This is a genomic window from Lysinibacillus sp. BS3, from assembly GCF_039614735.1.
Lineage (GTDB): Bacteria > Bacillota > Bacilli > Bacillales_A > Planococcaceae > Lysinibacillus > Lysinibacillus capsici.
On the sequence record NZ_CP154860.1, the window covers coordinates 2,891,269 to 2,917,039 of the forward strand.

Genomic DNA, 25,771 nt, shown 5'->3' on the forward strand with positions numbered 1-25,771 from the left:
AGGAGAGTGAAATACAATGGGTATTCAAATTTTTAACTCATTAACACGACAAAAGGAAACCTTTGTACCGCTAGAAGAGGGCAAGGTAAAAATGTATGTCTGCGGTCCTACGGTTTATAACTATATCCATATTGGGAATTCACGTCCTGTAATTGTTTATGATACAGTACGTCGTTATTTTCAATATAAAGGCTATGATGTAAAGTTTGTTTCCAATTTTACGGATGTAGACGATAAAATTATTAAAGCAGCAAATGAGCTTGGTGAAGAAGTACATGAATTAACAGAGCGTTTTATTGCAGCCTATTTTGAAGATGTTACAGCACTGGGATGCAAAAAGGCAGATGTTCATCCACGTGTGACAGAGCATATGGACGATATCATTCAATTTATTCAAGTGCTAATTGAAAAGGGCTACGCTTATGAGTCTGCTGGAGATGTGTATTACCGTACTCGTAAATTTGATGGCTACGGTAAATTATCACACCAATCAGTTGACGATTTAAAAATCGGTGCTCGTATTGAAGCGGGCGAGAAAAAAGATGATGCGCTAGATTTTGCTTTATGGAAAGCTGCTAAGCCAGGTGAGATATTCTGGGAAAGCCCATGGGGAGATGGCCGTCCAGGGTGGCATATTGAGTGTTCTGTAATGGCTCGTGAACATTTAGGAGATACTATTGATATTCATGCTGGTGGGCAGGATTTAACTTTCCCTCACCACGAAAATGAAATTGCTCAATCAGAGGCACACAATGATAAAACATTTGCGCGTTATTGGATGCATAACGGGTATATTAATATTGATAATGAAAAGATGTCAAAATCTCTTGGGAATTTTATTCTTGTGCATGATATCCGTAAACAAATTGACCCGCAGATATTGCGTTTCTTCATGCTATCTGTCCATTATCGTCATCCAATTAACTTTGCGAAGGACCTAGTAGAAGCTGCTGCGTCAGGTTTAGAGCGCATTCGTACAGCATACAACAATGTGAAGCATCGCCTTACGACTACTGTAAGTTTAGGTGATCATTCAGAAGAATGGCTGAACAAAATTGCGGAACAGAAAGCGCATTTTGAAGAGGCAATGGATGATGATTTTAATACAGCCAACGCTATTTCTGTATTATTTGAAGTAGCTCGTATTGCTAATATTTACTTAAATGAAGCCAATACTTGCAAGAAGGTATTAGAAACCTTTATTGAAACCTTTGAAGTACTAGGTGACGTCTTAGGTATTGAATTTGCAAAAGAAGAAGAACTATTAGACGAAGAAATTGAAGCATTACTACAAGAGCGTGTCGAGGCACGTAAAAATCGTGATTTTGCTCGCTCTGACGAGATCCGTGACCATTTGCAAGCCCAAGGTATCATTTTAGAAGATACACGACAAGGAACTAGATGGAAACGAGGGTAATTAAGTTGGATAAACTTCGCAATGAAGATGTTAAACAATTAAAAGCGCTGGCGTTAGCCTATATGGGTGATGCCGTATTGGAACAAAAGGTCCGAGAATATTTGCTACGCTCTGGTCGTGTTAAACCAAACACACTACATCGAGAGGCAACTCGCTACGTCTCAGCAAAAGCGCAATCGATGATCGTTCATCGCATGATGGATGAAAATTATTTAACAGAGGAGGAATTGGCTGTGTTCCGCCGTGGACGCAATGCCAAATCCGGCTCTGTACCAAAAAATACGGATGTCCAAACCTATCGTAATAGCTCAGGCTTTGAGGCGGTGCTTGGTAGTTTATATTTATTGAATGAACTAGAACGCGTCTACGAAATCATTGCATATGCTATTCAAATAATCGAGGAATCAAAAGGAGTGTCTAAATAATGGCAGAACAGAATGGTGAAATTATTGCCGGTAAAAACCCAGTGTTAGAAGCACTTCGTTCAGGCCGCGATATGAATAAAGTATGGATTGCAGAAGGAGTAAAAAAATCTGGCGTCAATGAACTGCTAGATTTAGCCCGTGAACGTGGTGTCATAGTTCAATTTGTCCCAAAAAAGAAAGTTGATCAATTATCAAGTGCTAATCATCAAGGTATCGTTGCTTCTGTTGCCGCTTATAAGTATGCTGAACTAGAGGATTTATTTGCAGCCGCAGCTAATAAACAGGAAGATCCTTTTTTCTTAATCTTAGATGAGTTAGAGGATCCTCATAATCTAGGGTCTATTATGAGAACGGCTGATGCTATAGGAGCACATGGTATTATTATTCCTAAGCGCCGATCAGTGAGTCTAACAGCAGTAGTGGCAAAGGCATCTACAGGAGCGATTGAACACGTTCCAGTTGTACGTGTAAACAATCTTGCTCAAACTATAGATGAATTAAAAGAACGCGGTGTATGGATTGCAGGGACAGATGCAAAGGGATCTGCAGATTATCGAAAAATGGATGCAACATTACCATTAGCCATCATTATCGGTAGTGAGGGCAAAGGGATGGGGCGTTTATTAAAAGAAAAATGCGATTTTTTATATCACTTACCGATGGTTGGGCATGTCACATCACTGAACGCATCAGTAGCAGCGGCTTTATTAATGTACGAAGTGTATCGTAAACGTCAAGAAGCGATTGAATAACAATGAAAAACATTTTGCTTGTTGATGGCTATAATATGATTGGATCTTGGAAAGAGCTGCGGCCATTGCGTGATACAAATTTTGAGGATGCGCGAAGAAGGTTGATAGAACTCATGGCTGAATATAAAGCGGCAATGGGTTGGCGCGTAATTATTGTTTTTGACGCCCATCTTGTACCAGGAGTAGAGCAATCTTATATAGAAAATGATGTAGAAGTCATTTATACACGAAAAAATGAAACAGCAGATGAACGTATTGAAAAAATGACACATGAATTAAAGGCTAGAAATGTACAAATTCATGTAGCAACTTCTGATATGGCAGAGCAAAGTGTTATATTTGGGAATGGTGCCTTAAGGAAGTCGGCTAGAGAGCTAGAAATTGATACAAGTATTATCCAACATAAAATTACTCATGATGTGAAGCGGAAGCAAGAAAGTAAGCCGCCTTCCCGTATAGAATTAAAGCCAGATGTTGCGCTCGCCTTTGAAAAATGGCGACGAGGGTTGAAATGATTGATTGACGCATATTTTCCAATTCCGTTATACTGTTTCTAATTATCTGTTGTGGCTGAGGTGATACCATGTTTAAAAATAGCATTGTACAAGTGACACAAGATTTTGAACGATTCAATGATGAAGAGCTTATTGAAATGGTGCATCAAGGTAATACAGATGCGTTGGATTATTTAATTACAAAATACCGTTTGTTAGTAAGAGCGAAGGCAAGATCCTATTTTTTAATCGGAGCAGATAAGGAAGACATTGTACAAGAGGGCATGATAGGCTTATATAAAGCGATTCGTGATTTTAAAGGAGATAAGCTTGCATCATTCAGAGCTTTTGCAGAGTTATGTATTACAAGACAGATTATCACAGCTATTAAAACAGCAACTAGGCAAAAGCATATACCTCTAAATTCCTATATCTCTTTGGACAAGCCTATATTCGACGAAGAGTCAGACCGAACGCTTATGGATGTACTAACGGGTGCTATTATGGATGATCCAGAAGAATTGATGATTCATAGAGAAGAGTTTGGATATTTAGAAGAAAAGATGAGTGAGATTTTAAGTGAATTAGAGCTACAAGTTTTAGCCTTATATCTAGACGGTCAGTCTTATCATGAAATTTCTGCCAAATTAAATCGTCATGTGAAATCTATCGATAATGCATTGCAGCGGGTAAAACGTAAATTAGAACGTCATTTAGTCCTTGAGGAAATGTCTTAGCCCATTTAGGCCTTTATTGACATTGACAAATATAGGTGTTAGTCTTAAAAAGACAAAGTGCCGAAAAAGGTGATTATATGGCAAAAAAAGTCGTGCTAAATTGTGAGAAATGTGGTTCGAGAAATTACACGTTCACAGCTAAAGAAGGTTCAACTGTACGTCTCGAATTAAAGAAATTTTGCTCGCATTGCAATGAACATACAATGCATAAACAAACGCTATAAAATGATATGTAAATAGACAGATTTGATTGATTCGGAGGTTAAGCTAGAATGGGCAAGATCAAAAGCTTTTTCAGCGATGTAATGTCAGAAATGCGCAAAACAAGCTGGCCGAAAAGTAAAGAACTGACGAAATATACAGTCGTTGTAATTTCAACTGTTGTCATTATGGCTTTATTTTTTGTGTTAGTTGACTTAGGTATTTCATCATTATTCCGCTGGTACTTAGATTTATAATTTAGTAAATAGCATATTTTTGAAATAGCCCGTCCATTGCAATAACGGGTTTTTTCGTTTGTTTTATCTTCATTCAGTAGAAAACTCCATCTAATGGGATCGATGGGATGGGTGAAGTGAAGCGCAAAGCAGTAAAATCTCCTCATTATGATAAATACTACTAGGAGAGTATGATAGTAGCGATTGATGACTATGCTAGTTTCGGTATATATCATCGAGCTTTCGCAAGTAATTAGCGAAAGCTATATTTTTCTAATGAGATGTTTGTGAAAAGAGTAAAAATGCATTGAGCGTATCGCGATTCATTTTCACTTTTATTTGTAAGGGAGGGACGGACGAGGAGTCCTAGTAGTTATGGAGAAAAATTGGTATGTTGTTCATACGTATTCAGGGTATGAAAACCGTGTAAAAGCAAACCTAGAGAAACGTGTAGAAACAATGGGAATGCAAGATAAAATCTTCCGTGTGATTGTTCCTGAGCATGAAGAAACAGAAATGAAAGATGGAAAAAAACGTACAATGATGCGTAAAGTTTTCCCTGGTTATGTGTTAGTAGAGTTAATCATGACAGATGATTCTTGGTATGTAGTTCGAAATACGCCTGGTGTTACGGGCTTTATCGGTTCATCTGGTGGAGGAGCAAAACCAACACCGTTATTACCTGAAGAAGCAGATCGTTTACTACAACAAATGGGTATGACTGATAAAGTTGTAGAAGTGGACATTACTGTTGGTGAAGCAGTAGAAGTATTAGAAGGGCCGTTTGCTCATTTCCAAGGACGTGTTGAAGAAATTGACACAGAAAAAGGGAAAATTAAAGTGACGGTTGATATGTTTGGTCGCGAAACGATTATGGAGCTAGATTTCGAACAAGTTCAAAAATTATAGTTCTAACAATAGAACATTACATGCTAATTGGTAGATGTTTCGCAGATTTTGTTAATTACTACTTGCTTAAAAAAATTAAAAGTGGTATCATTTCATAGGTCAGACTGTCATACTTTTGTTTGACGTCTGTAATGATAATTTTAATGTTATCGGCACTTAGCTGACAGACAGATATTGAGTGGGAGGGGCAACCCAATTACCACATCACGGACTTAAGGAGGTGTGTCTCGTGGCTAAAAAAGTTATTAAAGTTGTTAAACTTCAAATCCCTGCTGGTAAAGCTAACCCAGCTCCACCGGTTGGTCCTGCATTAGGTCAAGCGGGTGTGAACATCATGGGATTCTGTAAAGAATTTAATGCGCGTACTGCTGATCAAGCTGGTCTTATTATCCCAGTTGAAATTTCAGTATTCGAGGATCGTTCTTTCACTTTCATTACAAAAACTCCACCTGCAGCAGTTCTACTTAAAGTAGCAGCTGGTATCCAATCTGGATCTGGTGAACCAAACCGTAAAAAAGTGGCAACGGTTAAACGTGATAAAGTTCGCGAAATCGCTGAAACTAAAATGCCAGACCTTAACGCTGCTTCAGTAGAAGCTGCTATGTTAATGGTTGAAGGTACTGCACGAAGCATGGGTATTGTTATCGAAGACTAATCCCATTTACTTGATGTTTTGTTTTTTGGAAGGTTGCGAAGTTTCTTTGTGAACACGCAACCTTTATTCGTGGGAGGTAAAATCCGCTATAACCACAATCAAGGAGGAAATATATAATGGCTAAAAAAGGTAAAAAACTGCAAGATGCAGCAAAATTAATTGATCGTAACGCACTTTACACTGCACAAGAAGCAATCGAACTTGCTCAAAAAACTAGCACAGTAAACTTCGACGCTACTGTAGAAGTTGCTTTCCGCTTAGGTATTGATACTCGTAAGAACGACCAACAAATCCGTGGTGCAGTAGTACTACCAAACGGTACTGGTAAAACTCAACGCGTATTAGTATTTGCAAAAGGTGAAAAGCTTAAAGAAGCTGAAGCAGCTGGTGCTGACTATGTAGGCGATGCAGAATACATCCAAAAAATCCAACAAGGTTGGTTTGACTTCGATGTAATCGTAGCAACTCCTGACATGATGGGTGAAGTTGGTAAACTTGGTCGTGTATTAGGGCCTAAAGGTTTAATGCCAAACCCTAAAACTGGTACAGTTACTTTTGATGTAACAAAAGCTATCGAAGAAATCAAAGCTGGTAAAGTAGAATACCGTGCTGATAAAGCTGGTATTATCCACGCTCCTATCGGTAAAGTTTCTTTCTCAGCAGAAAAATTAGTAGAAAACTTCTTAGCTGTTTTTGATGTAGTTCAAAAAGCAAAACCTGCTGCAGCTAAAGGTACTTACATGAAATCTGTAAATGTTACAACTACAATGGGTCCAGCGGTTAAAATTGACGCTTCTAACGTAGTAGTAAAATAATTTATATATATGTATTGACGATAGTGGCTATACGTGATACTATAGTTGCTGTTGTGAATTATCCATTTGTACCGTAGACAGTAGGAGTGACTTGTCACTTAATGTTCCTACCGAGGACATCGGAATTCAGATTCTTATTTAAAGATGATGACTTTCAGCCTCTGTGTCTATTTGACTCGGAGGCTTTTCTTTTGTCGGTATAAATGACCCATTCTAATAGGAGGTGTCATCATGAGCAAAGCAATCGAAAACAAACAAGTACAAGTTCAAGAGATTACTGAAAAATTCCAAGGCGCTGCTTCTGTAGTAGTTGTGGATTACCGTGGTCTTAATGTTGCACAAGTAACAGAGCTTCGTAAACAACTTCGTGAAGCTGGCGTTGAGTTCAAAGTTTACAAAAACACTTTAACTCGTCGTGCTGCTGAAGCTGCTGGCCTTGAAGGAATCAACGACGTATTAGTTGGTCCTAACGCAATTGCGTTCTCAAATGAAGATGTTGTAGCGCCTGCTAAAATCATCAACGAGTTCGCTAAGAAAAACGAAGCTTTAGAAATTAAAGCTGGTATTATTGAAGGTACTATTTCTTCTGTTGAAGATGTTAAAGCACTTGCAGAACTTCCATCACGCGAAGGTCTACTTTCTATGCTTTTATCTGTACTTCAAGCTCCAGTGCGTAACTTCGCACTTGCAACAAAAGCTGTTGCAGAACAAAAAGAAGAACAAGGCGCGTAATTTAGTACGCACTAATACTTCTGCGGCCTGATCGCAAAAAAATAAAACATTATCCAATTAGGAGGAAATTATAATGAATAAAGAGCAAATCTTAGAAGCTATCAAAGCTATGACAGTTCTTGAATTAAACGATTTAGTAAAAGCTATCGAAGAAGAATTCGGTGTAACAGCTGCTGCTCCAGTAGCAGTAGTTGCTGGTGGTGCTGCTGCAGCTGAAGAAAAAACAGAATTTGACGTAGTATTAGCATCTGCTGGTGCAGAAAAAATCAAAGTAATCAAAGTGGTTCGTGAAATCACTGGTTTAGGTCTTAAAGAAGCTAAAGAAGTAGTAGATAACGCTCCTAAAGCTCTTAAAGAAGGCGTTTCTAAAGATGAAGCTGAAGAAATCAAAGCTAAACTTGAAGAAGTTGGCGCATCTGTAGAAGTTAAGTAATCTCGCGTTACTTTTTAACAAAAGGAAAGCTCGTCATTTTGGCGAGCTTTTTTCTTCATTCTGAGGAGGCGTGAAAATGTCAGATCACTATTATACAAGTAAGCCTCAAACTGAAAGTAAACCACGTCACTGGACATTCAAGTTACTAGGGCATACGTTTTCATTCGAAACGGATGCAGGTGTATTTAGTAAAAGCGAAGTAGATTTTGGATCCCGTGTTTTAATAGACGCTTTTCAAATGCCTGATATTGATGGTGCGATTTTTGATGTAGGTTGTGGATACGGGCCGATAGGGTTATCGATTGCCAAAACTAATCCAGACCGTACCGTTTTTATGATGGATATTAATGAACGTGCAGTTGCGCTTTCGCAAAAAAATGCGCAAGTGAACGGTGTTCAAAATGTGCGAATATTTGTGAGTGACGGCCTATCGATGGTTGATAAAGATGTAGATGCAGCAGCTATCTTAACGAATCCACCAATTCGTGCGGGGAAGGAAACGATTTTCCGCTTTTACGATGGAGCTTACGATCGGCTAGTGTCTTCGGGTGAACTCTGGGTAGTCATTCAGAAGAAACAAGGAGCGCCATCGACAGTAAGTTACTTAGAAGAAAAGTTTTCAGAAGTCGATGTAGTAGAAAAGAAAAAAGGGTACTGGATAGTACGCGCAAAAAAATAAATGAAATATGTATAATTTATTGACTTGACAAATCGGCTATGATAATATGATACAATGCAAAAATATTATTTTGAGGTCGTATGCCCTTTTTGTATAGAATTGTTTTAATATGGGTATACTTGCCAAGATAAGTTTAGTTAACCGAAAATGAGATCTTTTTGAAGACTCGTTTTCTTTTTGTCTTTCGAAATCATACACTATTTGTATGATTTTGCAAAGACCTAATATCGCTTTATTGAGGGGTGAATGAGTTGACAGGTCAACTAGTTCAGTACGGACAACACCGCCAGCGTAGAAGCTTTGCGCGTATTAAAGAGGTGCTTGAGCTTCCAAATCTGATTGAGATTCAAACGGCGTCTTACGAGTGGTTCCTTGAAGAAGGTTTACGTGAAATGTTCCGTGACATTTCGCCGATCGAGGACTTTACAGGTAATCTTTCATTAGAATTCATCGATTATTCATTAGGTGAGCCTAAATATGATGTTGATGAGTGTAAAGAGCGAGATGTTACTTACGCAGCTCCATTACGTGTGAAAGTACGTCTTTACAACAAAGAAACAGACGAAGTGAAAGAACAAGATGTCTTCATGGGTGATTTCCCGTTAATGACAGAAACAGGTACGTTCATTATCAACGGTGCTGAACGTGTTATCGTTTCACAATTAGTTCGTTCACCAAGTGTGTATTTCCATGATAAAACTGATAAAAACGGTAAAAAAGGCTTTGGAGCTACAGTTATTCCAAACCGTGGTGCTTGGTTAGAGTATGAAACTGATGCGAAAGACGTAGTTTATGTGCGAATTGATCGTACTCGTAAGCTACCAGTAACAGTGTTACTACGTGCATTAGGTTTCGGTTCAGATCAAGAAATTATCGATATTATCGGTGATAACGAGTATCTACGTAATACGTTAGAAAAAGATAACTCTGAAAGTACAGAAAAAGCGCTTTTAGAAATCTACGAACGTTTACGTCCAGGTGAGCCACCAACAGTAGAAAGTGCGAAGAGTTTATTATACTCTCGTTTCTTCGATGCTAAACGTTATGATTTAGCGAATGTTGGTCGCTACAAAATGAATAAAAAGCTTCACATTAAAAATCGTTTATTCAACCAAACGATTGCTGAAACGCTTGTAGATCCAGAAACAGGCGAAATTTTAGTAGAAAAAGGTACAGTACTAGATCGTCGTACTTTAGATAAAATTCTACCTTACCTAGAAGATTCATCAAAAGGTATTGGTTACCGCACTTTATCACAAGTCGGTGGAGTGCTTGAAGATGATGTAACCATCCAATCTATTAAGATTTATGCTCCAAAGGATGAAGCTCAAAAAGAAATTAATATCATTGGTAATGCGTACATTGATGAAGAAGTGAAGAATATTACACCTGCTGATGTTTTATCTTCAGTAAGCTATTTCTTTAACTTACTTTACCAAGTAGGTGCAACAGATGATATTGACCATTTAGGTAACCGTCGCCTACGTTCTGTTGGTGAGTTACTACAAAATCAATTCCGTATCGGTTTATCTCGTATGGAACGTGTAGTACGTGAGCGTATGTCAATTAATGACACAGCTGCGATCGTACCACAACAATTAATCAATATCCGTCCAGTGATTGCGTCGATTAAAGAGTTCTTCGGAAGCTCTCAATTATCACAATTCATGGACCAAACAAACCCATTAGCAGAGTTAACGCATAAACGTCGTCTATCTGCATTAGGTCCTGGTGGTTTAACGCGTGAGCGTGCTGGCTTCGAAGTACGTGACGTTCACTACTCTCACTATGGTCGTATGTGTCCGATCGAGACACCAGAGGGTCCAAACATTGGATTAATCAACTCATTATCTTCATTTGCCAAAGTTAATAAATTTGGCTTCATTGAAACACCTTATCGTCGTATTGACCACGAAACAGGTCGAGTAACAGAGCAAATTGATTATTTAACAGCTGATGAAGAAGATAACTACTATGTAGCACAAGCAAATTCACCGTTAAATCCAGATGGTACTTTTGTAAATGATGAAGTAGTAGGTCGTTTCCGTGGTGATAACACGGTATTCAATAAAGCGCAAATGGACTACATGGATGTATCTCCTAAACAAGTTGTCTCTGCAGCGACTGCATGTATACCGTTCTTAGAAAACGATGACTCGAACCGTGCACTTATGGGTGCCAACATGCAACGTCAAGCAGTTCCACTACTTAACCCAGAAGCACCATTCGTTGGTACTGGTATGGAACATGTTGATGCGCGTGATTCAGGTGCAGCTGTAGTAGCGAAGTATGATGGTATTGTTGAGCACGTTGAAGCTCGCTCTATCCATGTACGCCGCATTGAAGTTGTAGACGGCAAAGAGGTTAAAGGCGATTTAACAAAATATAAATTACAGAAGTTCATTCGTTCTAACCAAGGTACTTCATATAACCAACGTCCACTTGTAAAAGTAGGCGAACGTGTGAAACCTCGTGACATTTTAGCAGATGGTCCATCAATGGAAAAAGGCGAACTAGCTCTTGGACGTAACGTACTGGTTGCATTCATGACTTGGAACGGCTTTAACTATGAGGATGCTGTTATTATGAGTGAGCGCCTTGTAAAAGACGATGTCTATACATCTGTTCATATCGAAGAATATGAATCAGAATCTCGTGATACAAAGCTTGGACCAGAAGAAATCACTCGTGATATTCCAAACGTCGGAGAAGATGCACTTCGTAACCTAGACGAACGTGGTATTATCCGTATTGGTGCGGAAGTACGTGACGGTGATATTCTTGTTGGGAAAGTAACGCCTAAAGGGGTTACAGAATTAACTGCTGAAGAGCGTTTATTACATGCAATCTTCGGTGAAAAGGCTCGTGAGGTTCGTGATACTTCATTACGTGTACCACACGGTGCTGGCGGTATCATTCTTGATGTTAAAGTATTTAACCGTGAAGATGGCGATGAATTACCACCAGGTGTTAACCAATTAGTTCGTGCTTATATTGTTCAAAAACGTAAAATTCGTGTTGGGGACAAAATGGCCGGACGTCATGGTAACAAAGGGGTTATCTCTCGTATCTTACCAGAAGAAGATATGCCATTCATGCCAGATGGCACGCCTGTTGATATCATGTTAAATCCACTTGGTGTACCTTCCCGTATGAATATCGGACAAGTTTTAGAGTTACACTTAGGTATGGCTTCTCGTTATCTAGGCGTTCACATGGCAACACCAGTATTTGATGGTGCTAATGAAGAAGACGTTTGGGAAACAATGGAAGAAGCTGGGATGAACCGTGACGGTAAAACAATCCTGTATGATGGACGTTCTGGTGAACCATTCGATAACCGTGTATCAGTAGGTATCATGTATATGATCAAACTTGCTCACATGGTTGATGATAAACTTCATGCACGTTCAACTGGTCCTTACTCACTTGTTACGCAACAACCACTTGGTGGTAAAGCGCAATTTGGTGGACAACGTTTTGGTGAAATGGAGGTATGGGCACTTGAAGCTTATGGTGCTGCGTATACACTTCAAGAAATCTTAACGGTTAAATCTGATGACGTTGTTGGTCGTGTGAAAACATATGAAGCCATCGTTAAAGGTGAAAGTGTACCAGAGCCAGGTGTTCCTGAGTCATTCAAAGTATTGATTAAAGAACTTCAATCTCTTGGTATGGATGTTAAGATGTTAACAGTTAATGATGAAGAAGTAGAGCTTCGCGATTTAGACGAAGAAGACGATCTTCAGCCAGCTGATGCACTTAACATTGCACCACAGCCAGATACAGAAGAAGAGCCAGTAGAGTCTTTTGAATAATGGAAAACCAAATTCACAAATGTGAATATGGTCAAACTTATTTTTCAAATTAGCCGGGCAGGATTTAACGCCCTGCCTGGCTTTTTCTTTTAATAAATCATTCTATTTCTAATCCTTTGCCAAAGAGGCAATCTTTGCAAACGATTATCGAGCTGCGTAAAAGAGTCTTTATAAAGACCTATACTAGAGGGAGGTAGGCTCCTTGATAGACGTTAATGAATTTGAATATATGAAAATTGGTTTAGCATCACCTGACAAGATTCGTTCTTGGTCATATGGAGAGGTTAAAAAACCTGAAACAATTAACTACCGTACACTAAAACCAGAAAAAGATGGTTTATTCTGTGAGCGTATTTTTGGTCCAACTAAGGACTGGGAGTGTCACTGTGGGAAATATAAACGTGTACGCTATAAAGGCGTAGTTTGTGATCGTTGTGGCGTTGAAGTAACACGTGCTAAAGTTCGTCGTGAACGTATGGGACATATCGAATTAGCAGCACCAGTTTCTCATATCTGGTACTTCAAAGGTATTCCTAGCCGTATGGGTCTAATTTTAGATATGTCACCTCGTGCTCTTGAAGAAGTTATCTATTTCGCTTCATACGTTGTGATCGATGCAGGTGCTACTAATTTAGAAAGTAAACAATTACTATCTGAAAAAGAGTATCGTGCATACCGTGAAAAATTCGGTAATACATTCGAAGCATCAATGGGTGCAGAAGCAATCAAAAAATTATTAGGTAAAATCGACCTAGAAGATGAAACACAATCTTTAAAAGAGGAGTTAAAATCTGCTCAAGGTCAAAGACGTACTCGTGCCATTAAACGTCTAGAAGTTGTTGAATCTTTCCGTAACTCAGGAAACTCACCTGAATGGATGATTCTAGATGTACTACCTGTTATTCCACCAGAGCTTCGTCCAATGGTGCAATTAGATGGTGGTCGTTTCGCGACTTCAGATTTAAACGATTTATACCGTCGTGTAATTAATCGTAATAACCGTTTAAAACGTTTATTAGATTTAGGTGCTCCGAGCATCATCGTACAAAATGAAAAACGAATGTTACAAGAAGCTGTTGATGCATTAATCGATAATGGTCGTCGTGGACGTCCTGTAACAGGTCCTGGTAACCGCCCGTTAAAATCACTTTCACATATGTTGAAAGGTAAACAAGGTCGTTTCCGTCAAAATCTACTTGGTAAACGTGTTGACTACTCTGGTCGTTCGGTTATCGTAGTAGGTCCAAACTTAAAAATGTACCAATGTGGCTTACCAAAAGAAATGGCTATCGAATTATTCAAGCCATTCGTTATGAAAGAATTAGTAGAGCGTGGTCTTGCTCATAACATTAAATCTGCTAAACGTAAAATCGAACGTTTAAATAACGACGTATGGGACGTTTTAGAAGATGTTATCCGTGAGCATCCAGTATTACTAAACCGTGCACCAACGCTTCACCGTCTTGGAATTCAAGCATTTGAACCAACACTAGTTGAAGGTCGTGCTATTCGTCTTCACCCATTAGTATGTACAGCCTATAATGCTGACTTCGATGGTGACCAAATGGCGGTTCACGTACCATTATCAGCTGAAGCTCAAGCTGAAGCTCGTCTTCTAATGCTTGCTGCACAAAACATCCTGAATCCAAAAGACGGTAAACCTGTTGTAACACCTTCTCAAGATATGGTATTAGGAAACTACTACTTAACACTTGAACGTGAAGGCGCACGTGGTGAAGGTACTGTTTTCTATGGTCCAAATGAAGTTTTAATTGCCTATGATACAGGTCATGTACACTTGCATACACGTATCGCAATTAAAGCAAGTTCATTAAATAATCCGACATTCACTGAAGAACAAAATAATATGTTCTTATTAACAACTGTCGGTAAAGTAATCTTTAATGAAATCTTACCGGAATCATTCCCTTATATTAATGAGCCAACTGATTTCAACTTAGAGCAAGTAACACCAGAAAAATACTTTGCTAAGTTAACAATTGATGAAGAAACACTTAAAGAGCTTGAATCAGATAGTGCTTATAATAATTTAGATGAAAAAGGGAAAATTGATGCACAACGTACAGCTGTATTGCGTAAATACTTTGCATCAGTACCTGTTGTAAACCCATTCCGTAAGAAATTCTTAGGAAATATCATTGCTGAAGTATTTAAACGTTTCCACATTACGGAAACATCTAAAATGCTTGACCGTATGAAAAACCTAGGTTTCAAATATTCAACACGTGCAGGTATTACTGTAGGTGTATCTGATATCGTGGTATTACCTGATAAAGGTGAAATTTTAGCAGAAGCTCAAGAGAAAGTAGATAAAGTTCAAGCGCAATTCCGTCGTGGTTTCATTACTGAGGATGAGCGTTATGATCGCGTTATTTCAAGCTGGAGTGCTGCAAAAGATGAAATTCAAGCGAAGCTGATGAAGTCACTTGAGAAAACAAACCCAATTTTCATGATGTCTGATTCAGGTGCCCGTGGTAATGCATCTAACTTTACTCAGCTAGCTGGTATGCGTGGTCTGATGGCCAACCCGGCTGGTCGTATTATCGAACTTCCAATCAAATCTTCATTCCGTGAAGGTTTAACAGTATTAGAGTACTTCATCTCAACTCACGGTGCTCGTAAAGGTCTTGCCGATACAGCCCTAAAAACTGCCGATTCAGGTTACTTAACGCGTCGTCTTGTTGACGTTGCACAAGATGTTATCGTTCGTGAAGATGACTGTGGTACTGACCGTGGCTTAACGATTGGTGCATTAATGGAAGGCACAGAGTTAATTGAAGCTCTAGATGAACGTATTGTTGGTCGTCATACGAAGAAAACAATCTTCCACCCTGAAACTGGTGAAGTAATTCTTGCAAAAGACGGTTTAATCGACCAAGATATCGCTCGTGCAATTATCGAGGCTGGTATTGAAGAAGTGACAATCCGTTCAGCATTTACATGTAATACAAAACACGGCGTTTGTAAAAAATGTTACGGCATGAACTTGGCGACAGGTGAGAAGGTTGAAGTTGGGGAAGCAGTTGGTATTATTGCGGCTCAATCAATCGGTGAACCAGGTACACAGTTAACAATGCGTACATTCCATACAGGTGGGGTTGCCGGTGATGATATTACACAAGGTCTTCCACGTATCCAAGAGATCTTTGAAGCACGTAATCCAAAAGGTCAATCTGTTATTTCAGAAATTGCTGGTACGGTTTCAGATATCACAGAAATTCGTGAAGGCTTAAAAGAAATTACAATTCAAGGTGACGTAGAAACTCGTAAGTATCAAGCACCTTATAACGCACGTTTGAAAGTTATCGAAGGTGATAATGTAGAACGTGGTCAAGTTTTAACAGAAGGTTCTATCGATCCAAAACAATTGCTAAAAGTCAAAGACGTTTCAACTGTTCAAGAATATTTATTAAAAGAAGTTCAAAAAGTATACCGTATGCAAGGGGTAGAAATTGGGGATAAACACATTGAGGTAATGGTTCGCCAAATGCTTCGTAAAGTGCGTGTAATTGAAGCTGGAGATACAGAATTACTACCTGGCTCATTACTAGATATCCACCAATTCTCAGAGGCAAACGTAGACGCTGTTATGAATGGCAAAAACCCTGCAACTTGTCGCCCTGTTATCCTTGGTATTACAAAAGCTTCTCTTGAAACAGAATCATTCTTATCTGCAGCATCGTTCCAAGAAACAACACGTGTGTTAACAGATGCAGCAATTAAGGGTAAACGTGACGAACTTCTTGGATTAAAAGAGAACGTAATTATCGGTAAACTTGTTCCTGCAGGTACTGGTATGCAACGTTATCGTCAAATCCGCATCGAAAAAGATGAGCTTGACACAGAAGTCGTTTCTGCTGAATAAACATTAAATTAGGCCGAAGAGATGCATATTTTCATCATCTCTTCGGACTTTTTCAAGATATTAGTTGACAGTGTAAATGAGTAATGATAATATATTGAAGGTTGATAGTTAACTGTCTGTACTTCGGAGGATATGTAAATGTCTTATGATAAAGTAAGGGCTAGTCAAACAATCATAGGTACAAAGCAAGCAGTAAAAGCAATGCGAGCTGGTTCAGTGAAAGAACTTTATGTGGCACTTGATGCAGACAATTGGGTAACCGATTCGGCCATATCTTTCGCGAGAGAAATCGGTATACCAGTTATTCTTGTTGAGTCCAAAAAGGAACTGGGCAAAGCCTGTGGAATCCATGTTGGAGCTGCGGTAGTTGCGATTACTGTAGAGTAGTTTTTGTGTAAAATGCACAAAGACTTTGTTTTTACCCAAAAAATGAACCACCTGGATGTGTGGTATTAAAAAAAGAAGGAATGAAGGGAGGAAAAATCGATGCCTACAATTAACCAATTGGTACGTAAGCCTCGTAAATCTAAAATCACGAAATCAAATTCACCAGCGTTAAACAAAGGATATAACTCATTTAAAAAATCTTTAACTGATGTTAAATCTCCACAAAAACGTGGTGTTTGTACTCGTGTAGGTACAATGACGCCTAAAAAACCAAACTCAGCGTTACGTAAATACGCTCGTGTACGTTTAACTAACCAAATCGAGGTTACAGCGTACATTCCTGGTGAAGGCCACAACTTACAAGAGCACAGTGTTGTTCTTATCCGTGGCGGTCGTGTAAAAGACTTACCGGGTGTTCGTTACCATATCGTTCGTGGTGCTCTTGATACTGCTGGTGTAAACGGTCGTATGCAATCACGTTCTTTATACGGTACAAAACGCCCTAAAGAAAAAAAATAATTTAAATCCCACTATATATTTACTCAATGAAAGGAGGAAAACACATGCCTCGTAAAGGTCCTGTTTCCAAACGTGACGTGTTACCAGATCCAATTTATAATTCAAAACTAGTAACTCGTTTAATCAATAAAATGATGATTGATGGTAAAAGAGGTACTTCTCAAAAGATTTTATACGGTGCGTTCGAACTAGTTAAAGAACGTTCTGGTCAAGATCCAATCGAAGTATTCGAAGCTGCTCTAAATAACGTAATGCCAGTTCTTGAAGTACGTGCTCGCCGTGTTGGTGGTTCTAACTACCAAGTACCAGTTGAAGTACGCCCAGAACGTCGTACAACTTTAGGTCTTCGTTACCTAGTTAACTATTCTCGTCTTCGTGGTGAAAAAACTATGGAAGAGCGTTTAGCTAACGAAATCCTTGATGCTTCTAACAACACTGGTGCATCAGTTAAGAAACGTGAAGATATGCACAAAATGGCAGAAGCGAACAAAGCATTCGCTCACTACCGTTGGTAATCTAAACATAGCATAAGCCCAATATGGAAGGAGAAATACCTAATGAAACGCGAATTCTCACTAGAGAATACTCGTAATATTGGGATCATGGCTCACATTGATGCTGGTAAAACAACAACAACTGAGCGTATCCTTTATTACACAGGTAAGATTCACAAAATCGGTGAAACTCATGAAGGCGCTTCTCAAATGGACTGGATGGAGCAAGAGCAAGAACGTGGTATCACAATCACTTCTGCTGCGACAACAGCTCAATGGAAAGGCAACCGCGTAAACATCATCGATACTCCTGGACACGTAGACTTCACTGTAGAAGTAGAACGTTCTTTACGTGTACTTGACGGCGCAGTAACTGTACTTGATGCTCAATCTGGTGTTGAACCTCAAACAGAAACTGTATGGCGTCAAGCTACAACTTACGGTGTACCACGTATCGTATTCATTAACAAAATGGATAAAATGGGTGCAGATTTCCTATATTCTGTAGGTACTTTACACGAGCGTTTACAAGCAAATGCTCATCCAATCCAATTACCAATTGGTGCGGAAGATGAGTTCAAAGCAATTATTGACCTAGTTGAAATGGATGTAACTTACTACGATAACGAAGAAGGTACAGCATTACGTGAAGGTCAACCAATTCCTGAAGAATTCAAAGCGCAAGCTGAAGAATACCGTGAGAAGTTAATCGAAGCAATCGCTGAAGTTAACGAAGAAATCATGGAAAAATACTTTGCTGGTGAAGAAATTACAAAAGAAGAGCTTAAAGCGGCTATCCGTAAAGCGACAATCGCTGTAGAATTCTACCCAGTAATCTGTGGTACAGCATTCAAACACAAAGGTGTTCGTAAAATGCTTGACGCAGTTATCGATTACTTACCATCACCAGTTGATGTACCAGCTATTAAAGGTACAACTCCAGATGGTGATGAAACTGAACGTCCATCATCAGACGAAGCGCCATTCTCAGCTTTAGCATTTAAAGTTATGACTGACCCATTCGTAGGTAAATTAACGTTCTTCCGTGTGTACTCTGGTGTTCTTGAATCAGGTTCATACGTACAAAACTCTTCAAAAGGTAAACGTGAACGTGTAGGTCGTATCCTACAAATGCACGCTAACAGCCGTGAAGAGATTTCAAAAGTATTTGCTGGTGATATCGCAGCTGCTGTAGGTCTTAAAGATACAACAACTGGTGACACTCTTTGTGAAGAGAAAAACCTTGTTATCCTTGAGTCTATGGAGTTCCCAGAACCAGTTATCTCTCTTTCTGTAGAACCAAAATCAAAAGCTGACCAAGATAAAATGGGTCAAGCTTTACAAAAACTACAAGAAGAAGATCCAACATTCCGTGCACATACAGACCAAGAAACTGGTCAAACAATTATCTCAGGTATGGGTGAGCTTCACCTTGATATCTTAGTTGATCGTATGCGCCGTGAATTTAAAGTAGAAGCTAACGTAGGTGCTCCAATGGTATCTTACCGTGAAACATTCCGTGGCTCTGCTCAAGTTCAAGGTAAATTCACTCGTCAATCAGGTGGTCGTGGTCAATACGGTGACGTATGGATCGAGTTCTCTCCAAATGAAGAGGGTAAAGGCTTTGAATTCGAAAATGCTATCGTTGGTGGTGTAGTACCACGTGAATATATTCCAGCTGTAGAAGCAGGTCTTCGTGACTCGCTTGACCGCGGTGTAATCGCTGGTTACCCATTAATCGACATCAAAGCGAAATTATTCGATGGTTCATACCATGATGTTGACTCAAACGAAATGGCATTTAAAATCGCTGCATCTATGGCACTTAAAGCTGCTGCATCAAAATGTAGTCCAGTTCTTTTAGAGCCTATGATGAAAGTTGAAGTTGTAATTCCTGAAGAATATCTTGGTGATATCATGGGTAACATCACTTCTCGCCGTGGTCGCGTAGAAGGTATGGAAGCTCGCGGTAACGCTCAAGTTGTTCGTGCGATGGTTCCACTTTCAGAAATGTTTGGATATGCAACAACTTTACGTTCTGCAACGCAAGGTCGTGGTGTATTCTCAATGGTATTCGATCATTATGAAGAAGTACCAAAATCAATCTCTGAAGATATCATCAAAAAAAATAAAGGTGAATAATTGAAATTTCATCTTGCATAAAGTATAACTAATTTGTAAGCTATGATTGCAGGATAGGGGATGGGCCCGTTCTCTATCAGCATTCATTCTATAAATTTTAAATCTAAAACATACAATTTTGAGGAGGCAATCTCTAATGGCTAAAGAAAAATTTGACCGTTCTAAAACGCATGCTAACATTGGTACAATCGGACACGTTGACCATGGTAAAACTACTTTAACTGCTGCAATCGCTACAGTTCTTTCTAAAAAAATGGGTGGTACAGCTAAATCTTACGCTGATATCGATAACGCTCCAGAAGAAAAAGAACGTGGTATCACAATCAATACTTCTCACGTAGAATACGAAACTGAAACTCGTCACTATGCACACGTTGACTGCCCAGGACACGCTGACTATGTTAAAAACATGATCACTGGTGCTGCTCAAATGGACGGCGGTATCTTAGTAGTATCTGCTGCTGACGGCCCAATGCCACAAACTCGTGAACACATCCTTTTATCTCGTCAAGTAGGTGTTCCATACTTAGTAGTATTCATGAACAAATGTGATATGGTTGACGACGAAGAATTATTAGAATTAGTAGAAATGGAAATCCGTGACCTACTATCTGAATATGACTTCCCAGGTGACGATATTCCTGTAATCAAAGGTTCTGCTCTTAAAGCTCTTGAAGGTGAACCAGAATGGGAAGAAAAAATCGTTGAATTAATGGACGCTGTAGATTCTTACATCCCAACTCCAGAACGTCAAACTGACAAACCATTCATGATGCCAGTAGAGGACGTATTCTCTATTACTGGTCGTGGTACAGTTGCAACTGGCCGTGTTGAACGTGGTCAAGTTAAAGTTGGTGACGTAGTTGAAATCATCGGTATCGCTGAAGAAGCTAAATCTACTACTGTAACTGGTGTAGAAATGTTCCGTAAATTATTAGACTATGCTGAAGCTGGTGACAACATCGGTGCTTTACTACGTGGTGTTGCTCGTGAAGAAATCCAACGTGGTCAAGTATTAGCTAAACCAGGTTCAATTACTCCACACACTAACTTCAAAGCTGAAGTTTACGTTTTATCAAAAGAAGAGGGTGGCCGTCATACTCCATTCTTCTCTAACTACCGTCCTCAGTTCTACTTCCGTACAACTGACGTAACAGGTATCTGTAACTTACCAGAAGGCGTTGAAATGGTAATGCCTGGTGATAACATCGAAATGACAGTTGAACTTATCGCTCCAATCGCTCTTGAAGAAGGTACTAAATTCTCTATCCGTGAGGGTGGCCGTACTGTAGGCGCTGGCGTAGTTGCTTCTATCCAAAAATAATTTTAGCTCTTGCTAATTCCAAACCAATCTGTAGGGACGCCTACAGATTGGTTTTTTGTGTTAAAATAAAGAAAAATTAGAGTTTTAATTAGTGTATGTGTACATAACCACAAGCATGTCCTCTAGCGTAAATAATTAAAGGGAAAGGGGAACTGAGTATGGACATGAAAATTTTGCTGATTGAAGATGATCCTTCTATTTTTAGCATGATTCAAGAACGTTTTGAGCAGTGGTCACTAAACGTGGTGGGACCTAAAAATTTTCAGAAGGTGATGGATGACTTTATAGAGGAGAAGCCCCATCTCGTGCTAATTGATATTCAATTGCCTGCCTATGACGGCTTTCATTGGTGTCGTGAAATTCGTCATTTATCCAAAGTGCCAATCCTTTTTCTTTCTTCCAGAGATCACCCGATGGATATGGTGATGGCTATGCAAATGGGGGCTGATGATTTTATTCAAAAGCCTTTTCATATGGAAGTTTTACTCGCAAAAGCACAGGCTATTTTACGTAGAACCTATGATTACGTTGAAGAAAAAATGGATGTTACACGTTTTAACGATGCCATAATTGATTATGCGAGAAGTGAAATTATGTATAATGGTGCCATTGCTTCTTTAACAAAAAATGAACTTTTTATTTTAAGAATATTAGTGGAGCAGGCTAATCATATCGTTTCAAGAGACGAGCTAATGAGAAAACTATGGGACGACGAACGTTTCGTAAACGATAATACTTTGTCTGTAAACGTTAATCGGTTACGTGCAAAGCTAGAGGATATTGGTTTACATGAGGTAATACTAACAAAAAAGGGACTTGGTTATATGGCAGTAAGCTGAGGGATGTGAGGGAAGTTGTTATTATTATTTGTTAGAGAACGCTTTGCTTGGATTGGATTTTTCATTTTTACTCTAATAATTCTAAATGTGCTATTTTCTTTAGATGTTGGTTTAAATGGGGTTTCTATTTGGTATGTAAACGTTAGTTTACTTGTATGTTTTATACTCTTTTTTTGGTGTCGCTATGTCATCGAAGTTGGGAAATTAAAAGATTTCCTGGGAAATATGGATAGCCACCTTGATGATGCACATAGAAATAGTTTAGCTTTATCTCCTTTTCAAGAAGTATACTTTCGAAAAATGGAGGATGCCTTTTTTGAAAAGAATTTAGAGTTAAATCAAGCCAAAGTGCAGATACAGGAACATTCTGATGAACTATTAGCTTGGGTCCATGAAGTAAAAGCACCTTTAACTGCCATTAATTTAATGTTTGAACATATTGAGGATTTACAGCTACGTCGAAAATTAGAGAATGAATGGCTAAGACTACATCTTTTGGTTGATCAACAACTGCATCAAACAAGATTATACGCTATTGAAAAAGATAATTATTTAAATGAGATTGAACTAAAGCCCATTATTTATAAAGAAATCCGAGCTATGCAAGCTTGGTGTCTTGAAAAAGGCATTGGCTTTGAAATTGGTGAACTGACAGAGATGGTTATGACAGATGGCAAGTGGCTAGCTTTTATTATTCGACAAATTCTTTCGAATGCCATCAAGTATAGCCCAGTAAATTCTGAGATAACAATCTTTACAGAACATGATTCTTCAGGTGCAACATTACTACATATTAAAGATATAGGTAGGGGTATACCTTTAGACGATTTACCTAGGATTTTTCAAAAATCTTATACAGGAACAGCGGGAAGGGAATCCTCTCAATCTACAGGTATGGGTCTCTATTTAGCATCTAATGTAGCCCATAAAATTGGTATTCGTATTAATGTTCAATCTAAAGTTGGTGAAGGCTCGCTATTTACACTACGTTTCCCCTTACAAAATGAATATGCGAAACTAACAGGTAGATGACGAAAATGTCACCTACCTTTTTATATTGTCATGTAAAACGCACGAATGATTAGGTTTGACAGGGTACACTTGAACTATAGAAAGGGGCGTTATGAAGTGACAGTTTTAATAGGACGTAAAATAAAGAAAGTGTATGGAAAAAAATCAACGGCTCAGGAAGTATTAAAGGGTATTGATGTAGAAGTGAATAGAGGAGAATTTGTAGGTATTATGGGACCTTCTGGCTCTGGTAAAACAACGCTTTTAAATGTCTTATGCTCAATTGACTTTGCGACAGAAGGTGTTATTGAGATAAACGGTCATAGTTTACGTGGTATGAAAGAAAAGGCTTTAGCAAACTTCCGAAGAGAGCAGCTGGGATTTATATTTCAAGACTATAATTTATTAGATACCTTGACAGTAAAAGAAAATATTCTTCTACCGTTAGCCATCAGTAAGTTACCAAAAGCTGTTGCCGAAAGTCGAGTGAAGGAACTCACTTCTTTGTTGGGAATCACGGAAATTTTAAATAAATATCCCAACGAAATATCAGGTGGACAAAAACAGCGTACCTCTGCTGCACGTGCACTTATTACCAATCCGTCATTGGTATTTGCAGACGAGCCCACTGGTGCACTAGATTCTAAATCAGCTACAGCCCTGCTTCAAAATCTACAAAATATAAATGAAACAAAAGAAGCGACAATTATGATGGTTACACACGATGCTGTAGCCGCAAGTTTCTGTACACGTGTGTTATTTCTAAAGGATGGCCTTATCTATAGTGAACTTTATAAGGGCGATAAAACAAGGCAGGCCTTTTTCAAAGAAATCATGCATACACAAAGTGTGCTAGGCGGTGACGGGTATGAGTCTTAGTAAGTTAGTACTTCGAAGTATGAAGAAAAATATGAAGCACTACTATCTATATTTCTTTGCACTTATTTTTAGTGTTACCTTATACTTTTCGTTTGTCACCTTGCAAAATAATACGGAGGTGTGGGCTGCTGTTCAAATGAGTGGAACAGCTACGGCCGGATTTAAGGCAGCAACTTATATTCTTTATTTTATCGTTTTATTCTTCGTTCTGTATGCAAACCATTTATTTATGAAGCGTCGTAGTAAGGAAATAGGTTTGTATCAACTGATCGGCATGACTAAGGGGCTAATCGTGCGTTTATTAGCGGTTGAAAACATTCTCTTATTTGTTGGAGCCGTTATTATAGGTATGTTGGCAGGCTTCTTTAGCTCTCGTGTGTTTGCAATGATTTTGCTTCGTGTGCTTGAAAAAGAAGCTCTCGTAACCATGACTTTTAGTACACAAGCTTTACTGCAGTCGATGATTGTATTTACTATCTTATTGATCATCGTTCTTATACAGATGGCTTGGATGATTCATCATGTGTCATTGTTATCATTATTTAGTGCAGCAAAACAAGCAGATGAGCGTGTGAGACGCTTTAGTGCGTTCCAGATGGTTATTGGCTTTTTGGGTCTTATACTGATTGTTTATGGCTACTATGCATCGACAAAGTTGTTCGATATCGAATCTGCTGGTAATTTATTTATCAATATGATAATTATTTTAGCTACTACAATTGGTGGAACATTCCTTGTTTTTCGTTTCTCTGTAGCATTTATTATGAATACTATTCGCCTAAAGAAAAAAGGGCATTTATCCATAAAGGATGTATTAGCATTAACGCCCATCATGCATCGCATGAAGAGCAATGCAAAGTCATTAACGCTAATCACCGTGTTAACAGGCGTTTCTCTAGGCGTGACGACTCTTTCCTATATCGCCTACTACTCCTCGGAAGCATCTGCATATAGCCAAGTACCTGGTGATTTCATATTGCTTGAAGAGCAAGGGGAGGAATTTTTAGAGAAGTTAGAGGAAAATAATATTGCTTATGATAAAATTGACTACCGTCTTCAGGGAGTAACCGCTGCTGTAGGTCAATTGATGTCTAAAAAACAGCAGGATAACCCTTTATATACAATGGAAGGCACAATTTATACCATTCCGCTTTCAGATTACCAGCAGAGTGTTCCTGAGGCTAAGCTTTCAGGGAATGAGGTTATCTTGACAAACTATGGTGGTTATATGGCTGAAATGTTCCCGTTAGAGAAAGATCATGATTTAGTAGTATCTGCAGGAGAACTTGAAGAAACTTTTCATGTCGTTGATATCCACGATAAAAGCGTGATAAGTGGTATTGTAACGGCTGGGGGTGGTGGACCTATCTTTGTTGTGACAGATGATATGTTTAAAAGTTTAACTACACAGGCAGCTCTTTATCCTTGGCATCATCAAACAACAATTACTTTAAAATCTAACGAAGATATTGCAACAGCAGAAAAATTATATATTCAATCAAATGCAGGTATTATTACGGCTGTAGATGATAAAGGGAAGACAAAGCAATATACACAATCATCCTATGAAGGAAAACGTAAAGACAATATTGAATCATTGGGTCTTACCATCTTTACAACAGCATTTTTAGGGTTAGCGTTTTTAATGACCACAGGTAGTATTCTATACTTTAAACAAATGTCTGAGGCGGAGGAAGAACGTGATTCCTATACAATCCTACGAAAGATTGGTTTTGCTGAAAAAGATATCATGAAGGGTATTTATATGAAACAGGCCTTTAATTTCGGTGTTCCACTAGTTATTGGGTTATTGCATAGCTACTTTGCTGTTAAGTCAGGATGGTTTTTATTTGGGACAGAGTTAACAGCTCCCTTGTGGATTGCAATGTGCTGTTATATAGCTTTATATACGATTTTTGCTATTCTATCGGTAGGCTACTATAAAAAGGTTGTACGTCAGTCGTTGTAATATTAAATAAGAGGAAAC

The 25,771-nt window shown here is 38.7% G+C and carries 24 protein-coding genes and 1 other annotated feature; all 24 genes read left to right on the plus strand.

Annotated elements, in window-relative coordinates; genetic code table 11:
• Window positions 1-16: 16 nt before the first annotated feature.
• The 24 genes from cysS to AAJG31_RS14290 all read left to right on the plus strand — a co-directional run bounded on the left by cysS (window position 17) and on the right by AAJG31_RS14290 (window position 25,753).
• The gene (cysS, locus tag AAJG31_RS14175; RefSeq protein ID WP_279493455.1) at window positions 17-1,417 is read left to right on the plus strand and encodes a cysteine--tRNA ligase; all 1,401 of its coding nucleotides are present in this window, start codon (window positions 17-19) and stop codon (window positions 1,415-1,417) included.
• A 5-nt stretch (window positions 1,418-1,422) separates the two neighbouring features.
• Window positions 1,423-1,842, plus strand: coding sequence for a Mini-ribonuclease 3 (locus AAJG31_RS14180; protein WP_048395554.1), 420 nt, complete (start codon window positions 1,423-1,425; stop codon window positions 1,840-1,842).
• Window positions 1,842-2,594: a 23S rRNA (guanosine(2251)-2'-O)-methyltransferase RlmB gene (rlmB, locus tag AAJG31_RS14185; protein ID WP_054548957.1), complete on the plus strand. Its 753-nt coding sequence runs from the start codon at window positions 1,842-1,844 to the stop codon at window positions 2,592-2,594. The genes AAJG31_RS14180 and rlmB overlap by 1 nt, the downstream gene beginning before the upstream one ends.
• Before the next feature lie 2 nt (window positions 2,595-2,596).
• On the plus strand, window positions 2,597-3,109 hold the full coding sequence (locus tag AAJG31_RS14190) for an NYN domain-containing protein (RefSeq protein WP_054548958.1): 513 nt from the start codon (window positions 2,597-2,599) through the stop codon (window positions 3,107-3,109).
• A gap of 68 nt (window positions 3,110-3,177) precedes the next feature.
• Window positions 3,178-3,825 (plus strand): RNA polymerase sporulation sigma factor SigH, encoded by a 648-nt coding sequence (gene sigH, locus AAJG31_RS14195; RefSeq protein WP_004233587.1) that lies wholly within the window; start codon window positions 3,178-3,180, stop codon window positions 3,823-3,825.
• A 77-nt stretch (window positions 3,826-3,902) separates the two neighbouring features.
• Window positions 3,903-4,049, plus strand: coding sequence for a 50S ribosomal protein L33 (rpmG, locus tag AAJG31_RS14200; RefSeq protein WP_279493453.1), 147 nt, complete (start codon window positions 3,903-3,905; stop codon window positions 4,047-4,049).
• 48 nt (window positions 4,050-4,097) lie between these two features.
• Window positions 4,098-4,283 (plus strand): preprotein translocase subunit SecE, encoded by a 186-nt coding sequence (gene secE, locus AAJG31_RS14205; RefSeq protein WP_004233589.1) that lies wholly within the window; start codon window positions 4,098-4,100, stop codon window positions 4,281-4,283.
• A gap of 354 nt (window positions 4,284-4,637) precedes the next feature.
• Window positions 4,638-5,171: a transcription termination/antitermination protein NusG gene (gene nusG, locus AAJG31_RS14210; RefSeq protein WP_004233590.1), complete on the plus strand. Its 534-nt coding sequence runs from the start codon at window positions 4,638-4,640 to the stop codon at window positions 5,169-5,171.
• Between the two features lie 229 nt (window positions 5,172-5,400).
• A complete protein-coding gene (rplK, locus tag AAJG31_RS14215; protein WP_004233593.1) occupies window positions 5,401-5,826 on the plus strand; it encodes a 50S ribosomal protein L11 in 426 nt (141 codons plus the stop codon).
• A gap of 116 nt (window positions 5,827-5,942) precedes the next feature.
• Window positions 5,943-6,641, plus strand: coding sequence for a 50S ribosomal protein L1 (gene rplA, locus AAJG31_RS14220; protein WP_004233594.1), 699 nt, complete (start codon window positions 5,943-5,945; stop codon window positions 6,639-6,641).
• A gap of 53 nt (window positions 6,642-6,694) precedes the next feature.
• Window positions 6,695-6,840 (plus strand) — a sequence feature (ribosomal protein L10 leader region).
• A gap of 32 nt (window positions 6,841-6,872) precedes the next feature.
• Complete coding sequence (gene rplJ, locus AAJG31_RS14225) at window positions 6,873-7,373, plus strand: 50S ribosomal protein L10 (protein ID WP_004233596.1); 501 nt, start codon at window positions 6,873-6,875, stop codon at window positions 7,371-7,373.
• 73 nt (window positions 7,374-7,446) lie between these two features.
• The gene (rplL, locus tag AAJG31_RS14230; protein ID WP_004233598.1) at window positions 7,447-7,806 is read left to right on the plus strand and encodes a 50S ribosomal protein L7/L12; all 360 of its coding nucleotides are present in this window, start codon (window positions 7,447-7,449) and stop codon (window positions 7,804-7,806) included.
• A gap of 76 nt (window positions 7,807-7,882) precedes the next feature.
• Window positions 7,883-8,485 (plus strand): class I SAM-dependent methyltransferase, encoded by a 603-nt coding sequence (locus tag AAJG31_RS14235; protein WP_036077767.1) that lies wholly within the window; start codon window positions 7,883-7,885, stop codon window positions 8,483-8,485.
• Window positions 8,486-8,727: 242 nt separating this feature from the next.
• Window positions 8,728-12,303, plus strand: a complete 3,576-nt coding sequence (gene rpoB / locus AAJG31_RS14240; protein WP_175400790.1) for a DNA-directed RNA polymerase subunit beta — start codon at window positions 8,728-8,730, stop codon at window positions 12,301-12,303.
• Window positions 12,304-12,505: 202 nt separating this feature from the next.
• Window positions 12,506-16,189 (plus strand): DNA-directed RNA polymerase subunit beta', encoded by a 3,684-nt coding sequence (gene rpoC / locus AAJG31_RS14245; RefSeq protein ID WP_048395560.1) that lies wholly within the window; start codon window positions 12,506-12,508, stop codon window positions 16,187-16,189.
• Window positions 16,190-16,327: 138 nt separating this feature from the next.
• On the plus strand, window positions 16,328-16,576 hold the full coding sequence (locus AAJG31_RS14250) for a ribosomal L7Ae/L30e/S12e/Gadd45 family protein (protein ID WP_279493447.1): 249 nt from the start codon (window positions 16,328-16,330) through the stop codon (window positions 16,574-16,576).
• 99 nt (window positions 16,577-16,675) lie between these two features.
• Window positions 16,676-17,095, plus strand: coding sequence for a 30S ribosomal protein S12 (rpsL, locus tag AAJG31_RS14255; protein WP_004233609.1), 420 nt, complete (start codon window positions 16,676-16,678; stop codon window positions 17,093-17,095).
• A gap of 44 nt (window positions 17,096-17,139) precedes the next feature.
• Entirely contained in the window at window positions 17,140-17,610 is a 471-nt protein-coding gene (gene rpsG, locus AAJG31_RS14260) for a 30S ribosomal protein S7 (RefSeq protein WP_004233610.1), read from the plus strand.
• Window positions 17,611-17,652: 42 nt separating this feature from the next.
• A complete protein-coding gene (gene fusA / locus AAJG31_RS14265) occupies window positions 17,653-19,731 on the plus strand; it encodes an elongation factor G (RefSeq protein WP_066038311.1) in 2,079 nt (692 codons plus the stop codon).
• Between the two features lie 136 nt (window positions 19,732-19,867).
• Window positions 19,868-21,055 carry an elongation factor Tu gene (gene tuf, locus AAJG31_RS14270; RefSeq protein ID WP_004233614.1) on the plus strand — a complete coding sequence of 396 codons (1,188 nt, stop codon included), beginning with the start codon at window positions 19,868-19,870 and terminating at the stop codon, window positions 21,053-21,055.
• 158 nt (window positions 21,056-21,213) lie between these two features.
• On the plus strand, window positions 21,214-21,894 hold the full coding sequence (locus AAJG31_RS14275) for a response regulator transcription factor (RefSeq protein ID WP_082148187.1): 681 nt from the start codon (window positions 21,214-21,216) through the stop codon (window positions 21,892-21,894).
• Between the two features lie 15 nt (window positions 21,895-21,909).
• The gene (locus AAJG31_RS14280) at window positions 21,910-22,926 is read left to right on the plus strand and encodes a sensor histidine kinase (protein WP_103118999.1); all 1,017 of its coding nucleotides are present in this window, start codon (window positions 21,910-21,912) and stop codon (window positions 22,924-22,926) included.
• Window positions 22,927-23,022: 96 nt separating this feature from the next.
• Complete coding sequence (locus AAJG31_RS14285) at window positions 23,023-23,784, plus strand: ABC transporter ATP-binding protein (RefSeq protein ID WP_048395566.1); 762 nt, start codon at window positions 23,023-23,025, stop codon at window positions 23,782-23,784.
• A complete protein-coding gene (locus tag AAJG31_RS14290; protein WP_066038309.1) occupies window positions 23,774-25,753 on the plus strand; it encodes an ABC transporter permease in 1,980 nt (659 codons plus the stop codon). Before AAJG31_RS14285 ends, AAJG31_RS14290 begins: the two co-directional genes overlap by 11 nt.
• Window positions 25,754-25,771 lie beyond the last annotated feature (18 nt).

Coding starts and splice junctions, on each gene's coding strand:
- cysS (WP_279493455.1), top strand. CDS start 17: ATGGGTATTCAAATTTTTAACTCATTAACACGACAAAAGGAAACCTTT.
- rlmB (WP_054548957.1), top strand. CDS start 1,842: ATGGCAGAACAGAATGGTGAAATTATTGCCGGTAAAAACCCAGTGTTA.
- AAJG31_RS14190 (WP_054548958.1), top strand. CDS start 2,597: ATGAAAAACATTTTGCTTGTTGATGGCTATAATATGATTGGATCTTGG.
- sigH (WP_004233587.1), top strand. CDS start 3,178: ATGTTTAAAAATAGCATTGTACAAGTGACACAAGATTTTGAACGATTC.
- rpmG (WP_279493453.1), top strand. CDS start 3,903: ATGGCAAAAAAAGTCGTGCTAAATTGTGAGAAATGTGGTTCGAGAAAT.
- secE (WP_004233589.1), top strand. CDS start 4,098: ATGGGCAAGATCAAAAGCTTTTTCAGCGATGTAATGTCAGAAATGCGC.
- nusG (WP_004233590.1), top strand. CDS start 4,638: ATGGAGAAAAATTGGTATGTTGTTCATACGTATTCAGGGTATGAAAAC.
- rplA (WP_004233594.1), top strand. CDS start 5,943: ATGGCTAAAAAAGGTAAAAAACTGCAAGATGCAGCAAAATTAATTGAT.
- rplJ (WP_004233596.1), top strand. CDS start 6,873: ATGAGCAAAGCAATCGAAAACAAACAAGTACAAGTTCAAGAGATTACT.
- rplL (WP_004233598.1), top strand. CDS start 7,447: ATGAATAAAGAGCAAATCTTAGAAGCTATCAAAGCTATGACAGTTCTT.
- AAJG31_RS14235 (WP_036077767.1), top strand. CDS start 7,883: ATGTCAGATCACTATTATACAAGTAAGCCTCAAACTGAAAGTAAACCA.
- AAJG31_RS14250 (WP_279493447.1), top strand. CDS start 16,328: ATGTCTTATGATAAAGTAAGGGCTAGTCAAACAATCATAGGTACAAAG.
- rpsL (WP_004233609.1), top strand. CDS start 16,676: ATGCCTACAATTAACCAATTGGTACGTAAGCCTCGTAAATCTAAAATC.
- rpsG (WP_004233610.1), top strand. CDS start 17,140: ATGCCTCGTAAAGGTCCTGTTTCCAAACGTGACGTGTTACCAGATCCA.
- fusA (WP_066038311.1), top strand. CDS start 17,653: ATGAAACGCGAATTCTCACTAGAGAATACTCGTAATATTGGGATCATG.
- tuf (WP_004233614.1), top strand. CDS start 19,868: ATGGCTAAAGAAAAATTTGACCGTTCTAAAACGCATGCTAACATTGGT.
- AAJG31_RS14275 (WP_082148187.1), top strand. CDS start 21,214: ATGGACATGAAAATTTTGCTGATTGAAGATGATCCTTCTATTTTTAGC.
- AAJG31_RS14290 (WP_066038309.1), top strand. CDS start 23,774: ATGAGTCTTAGTAAGTTAGTACTTCGAAGTATGAAGAAAAATATGAAG.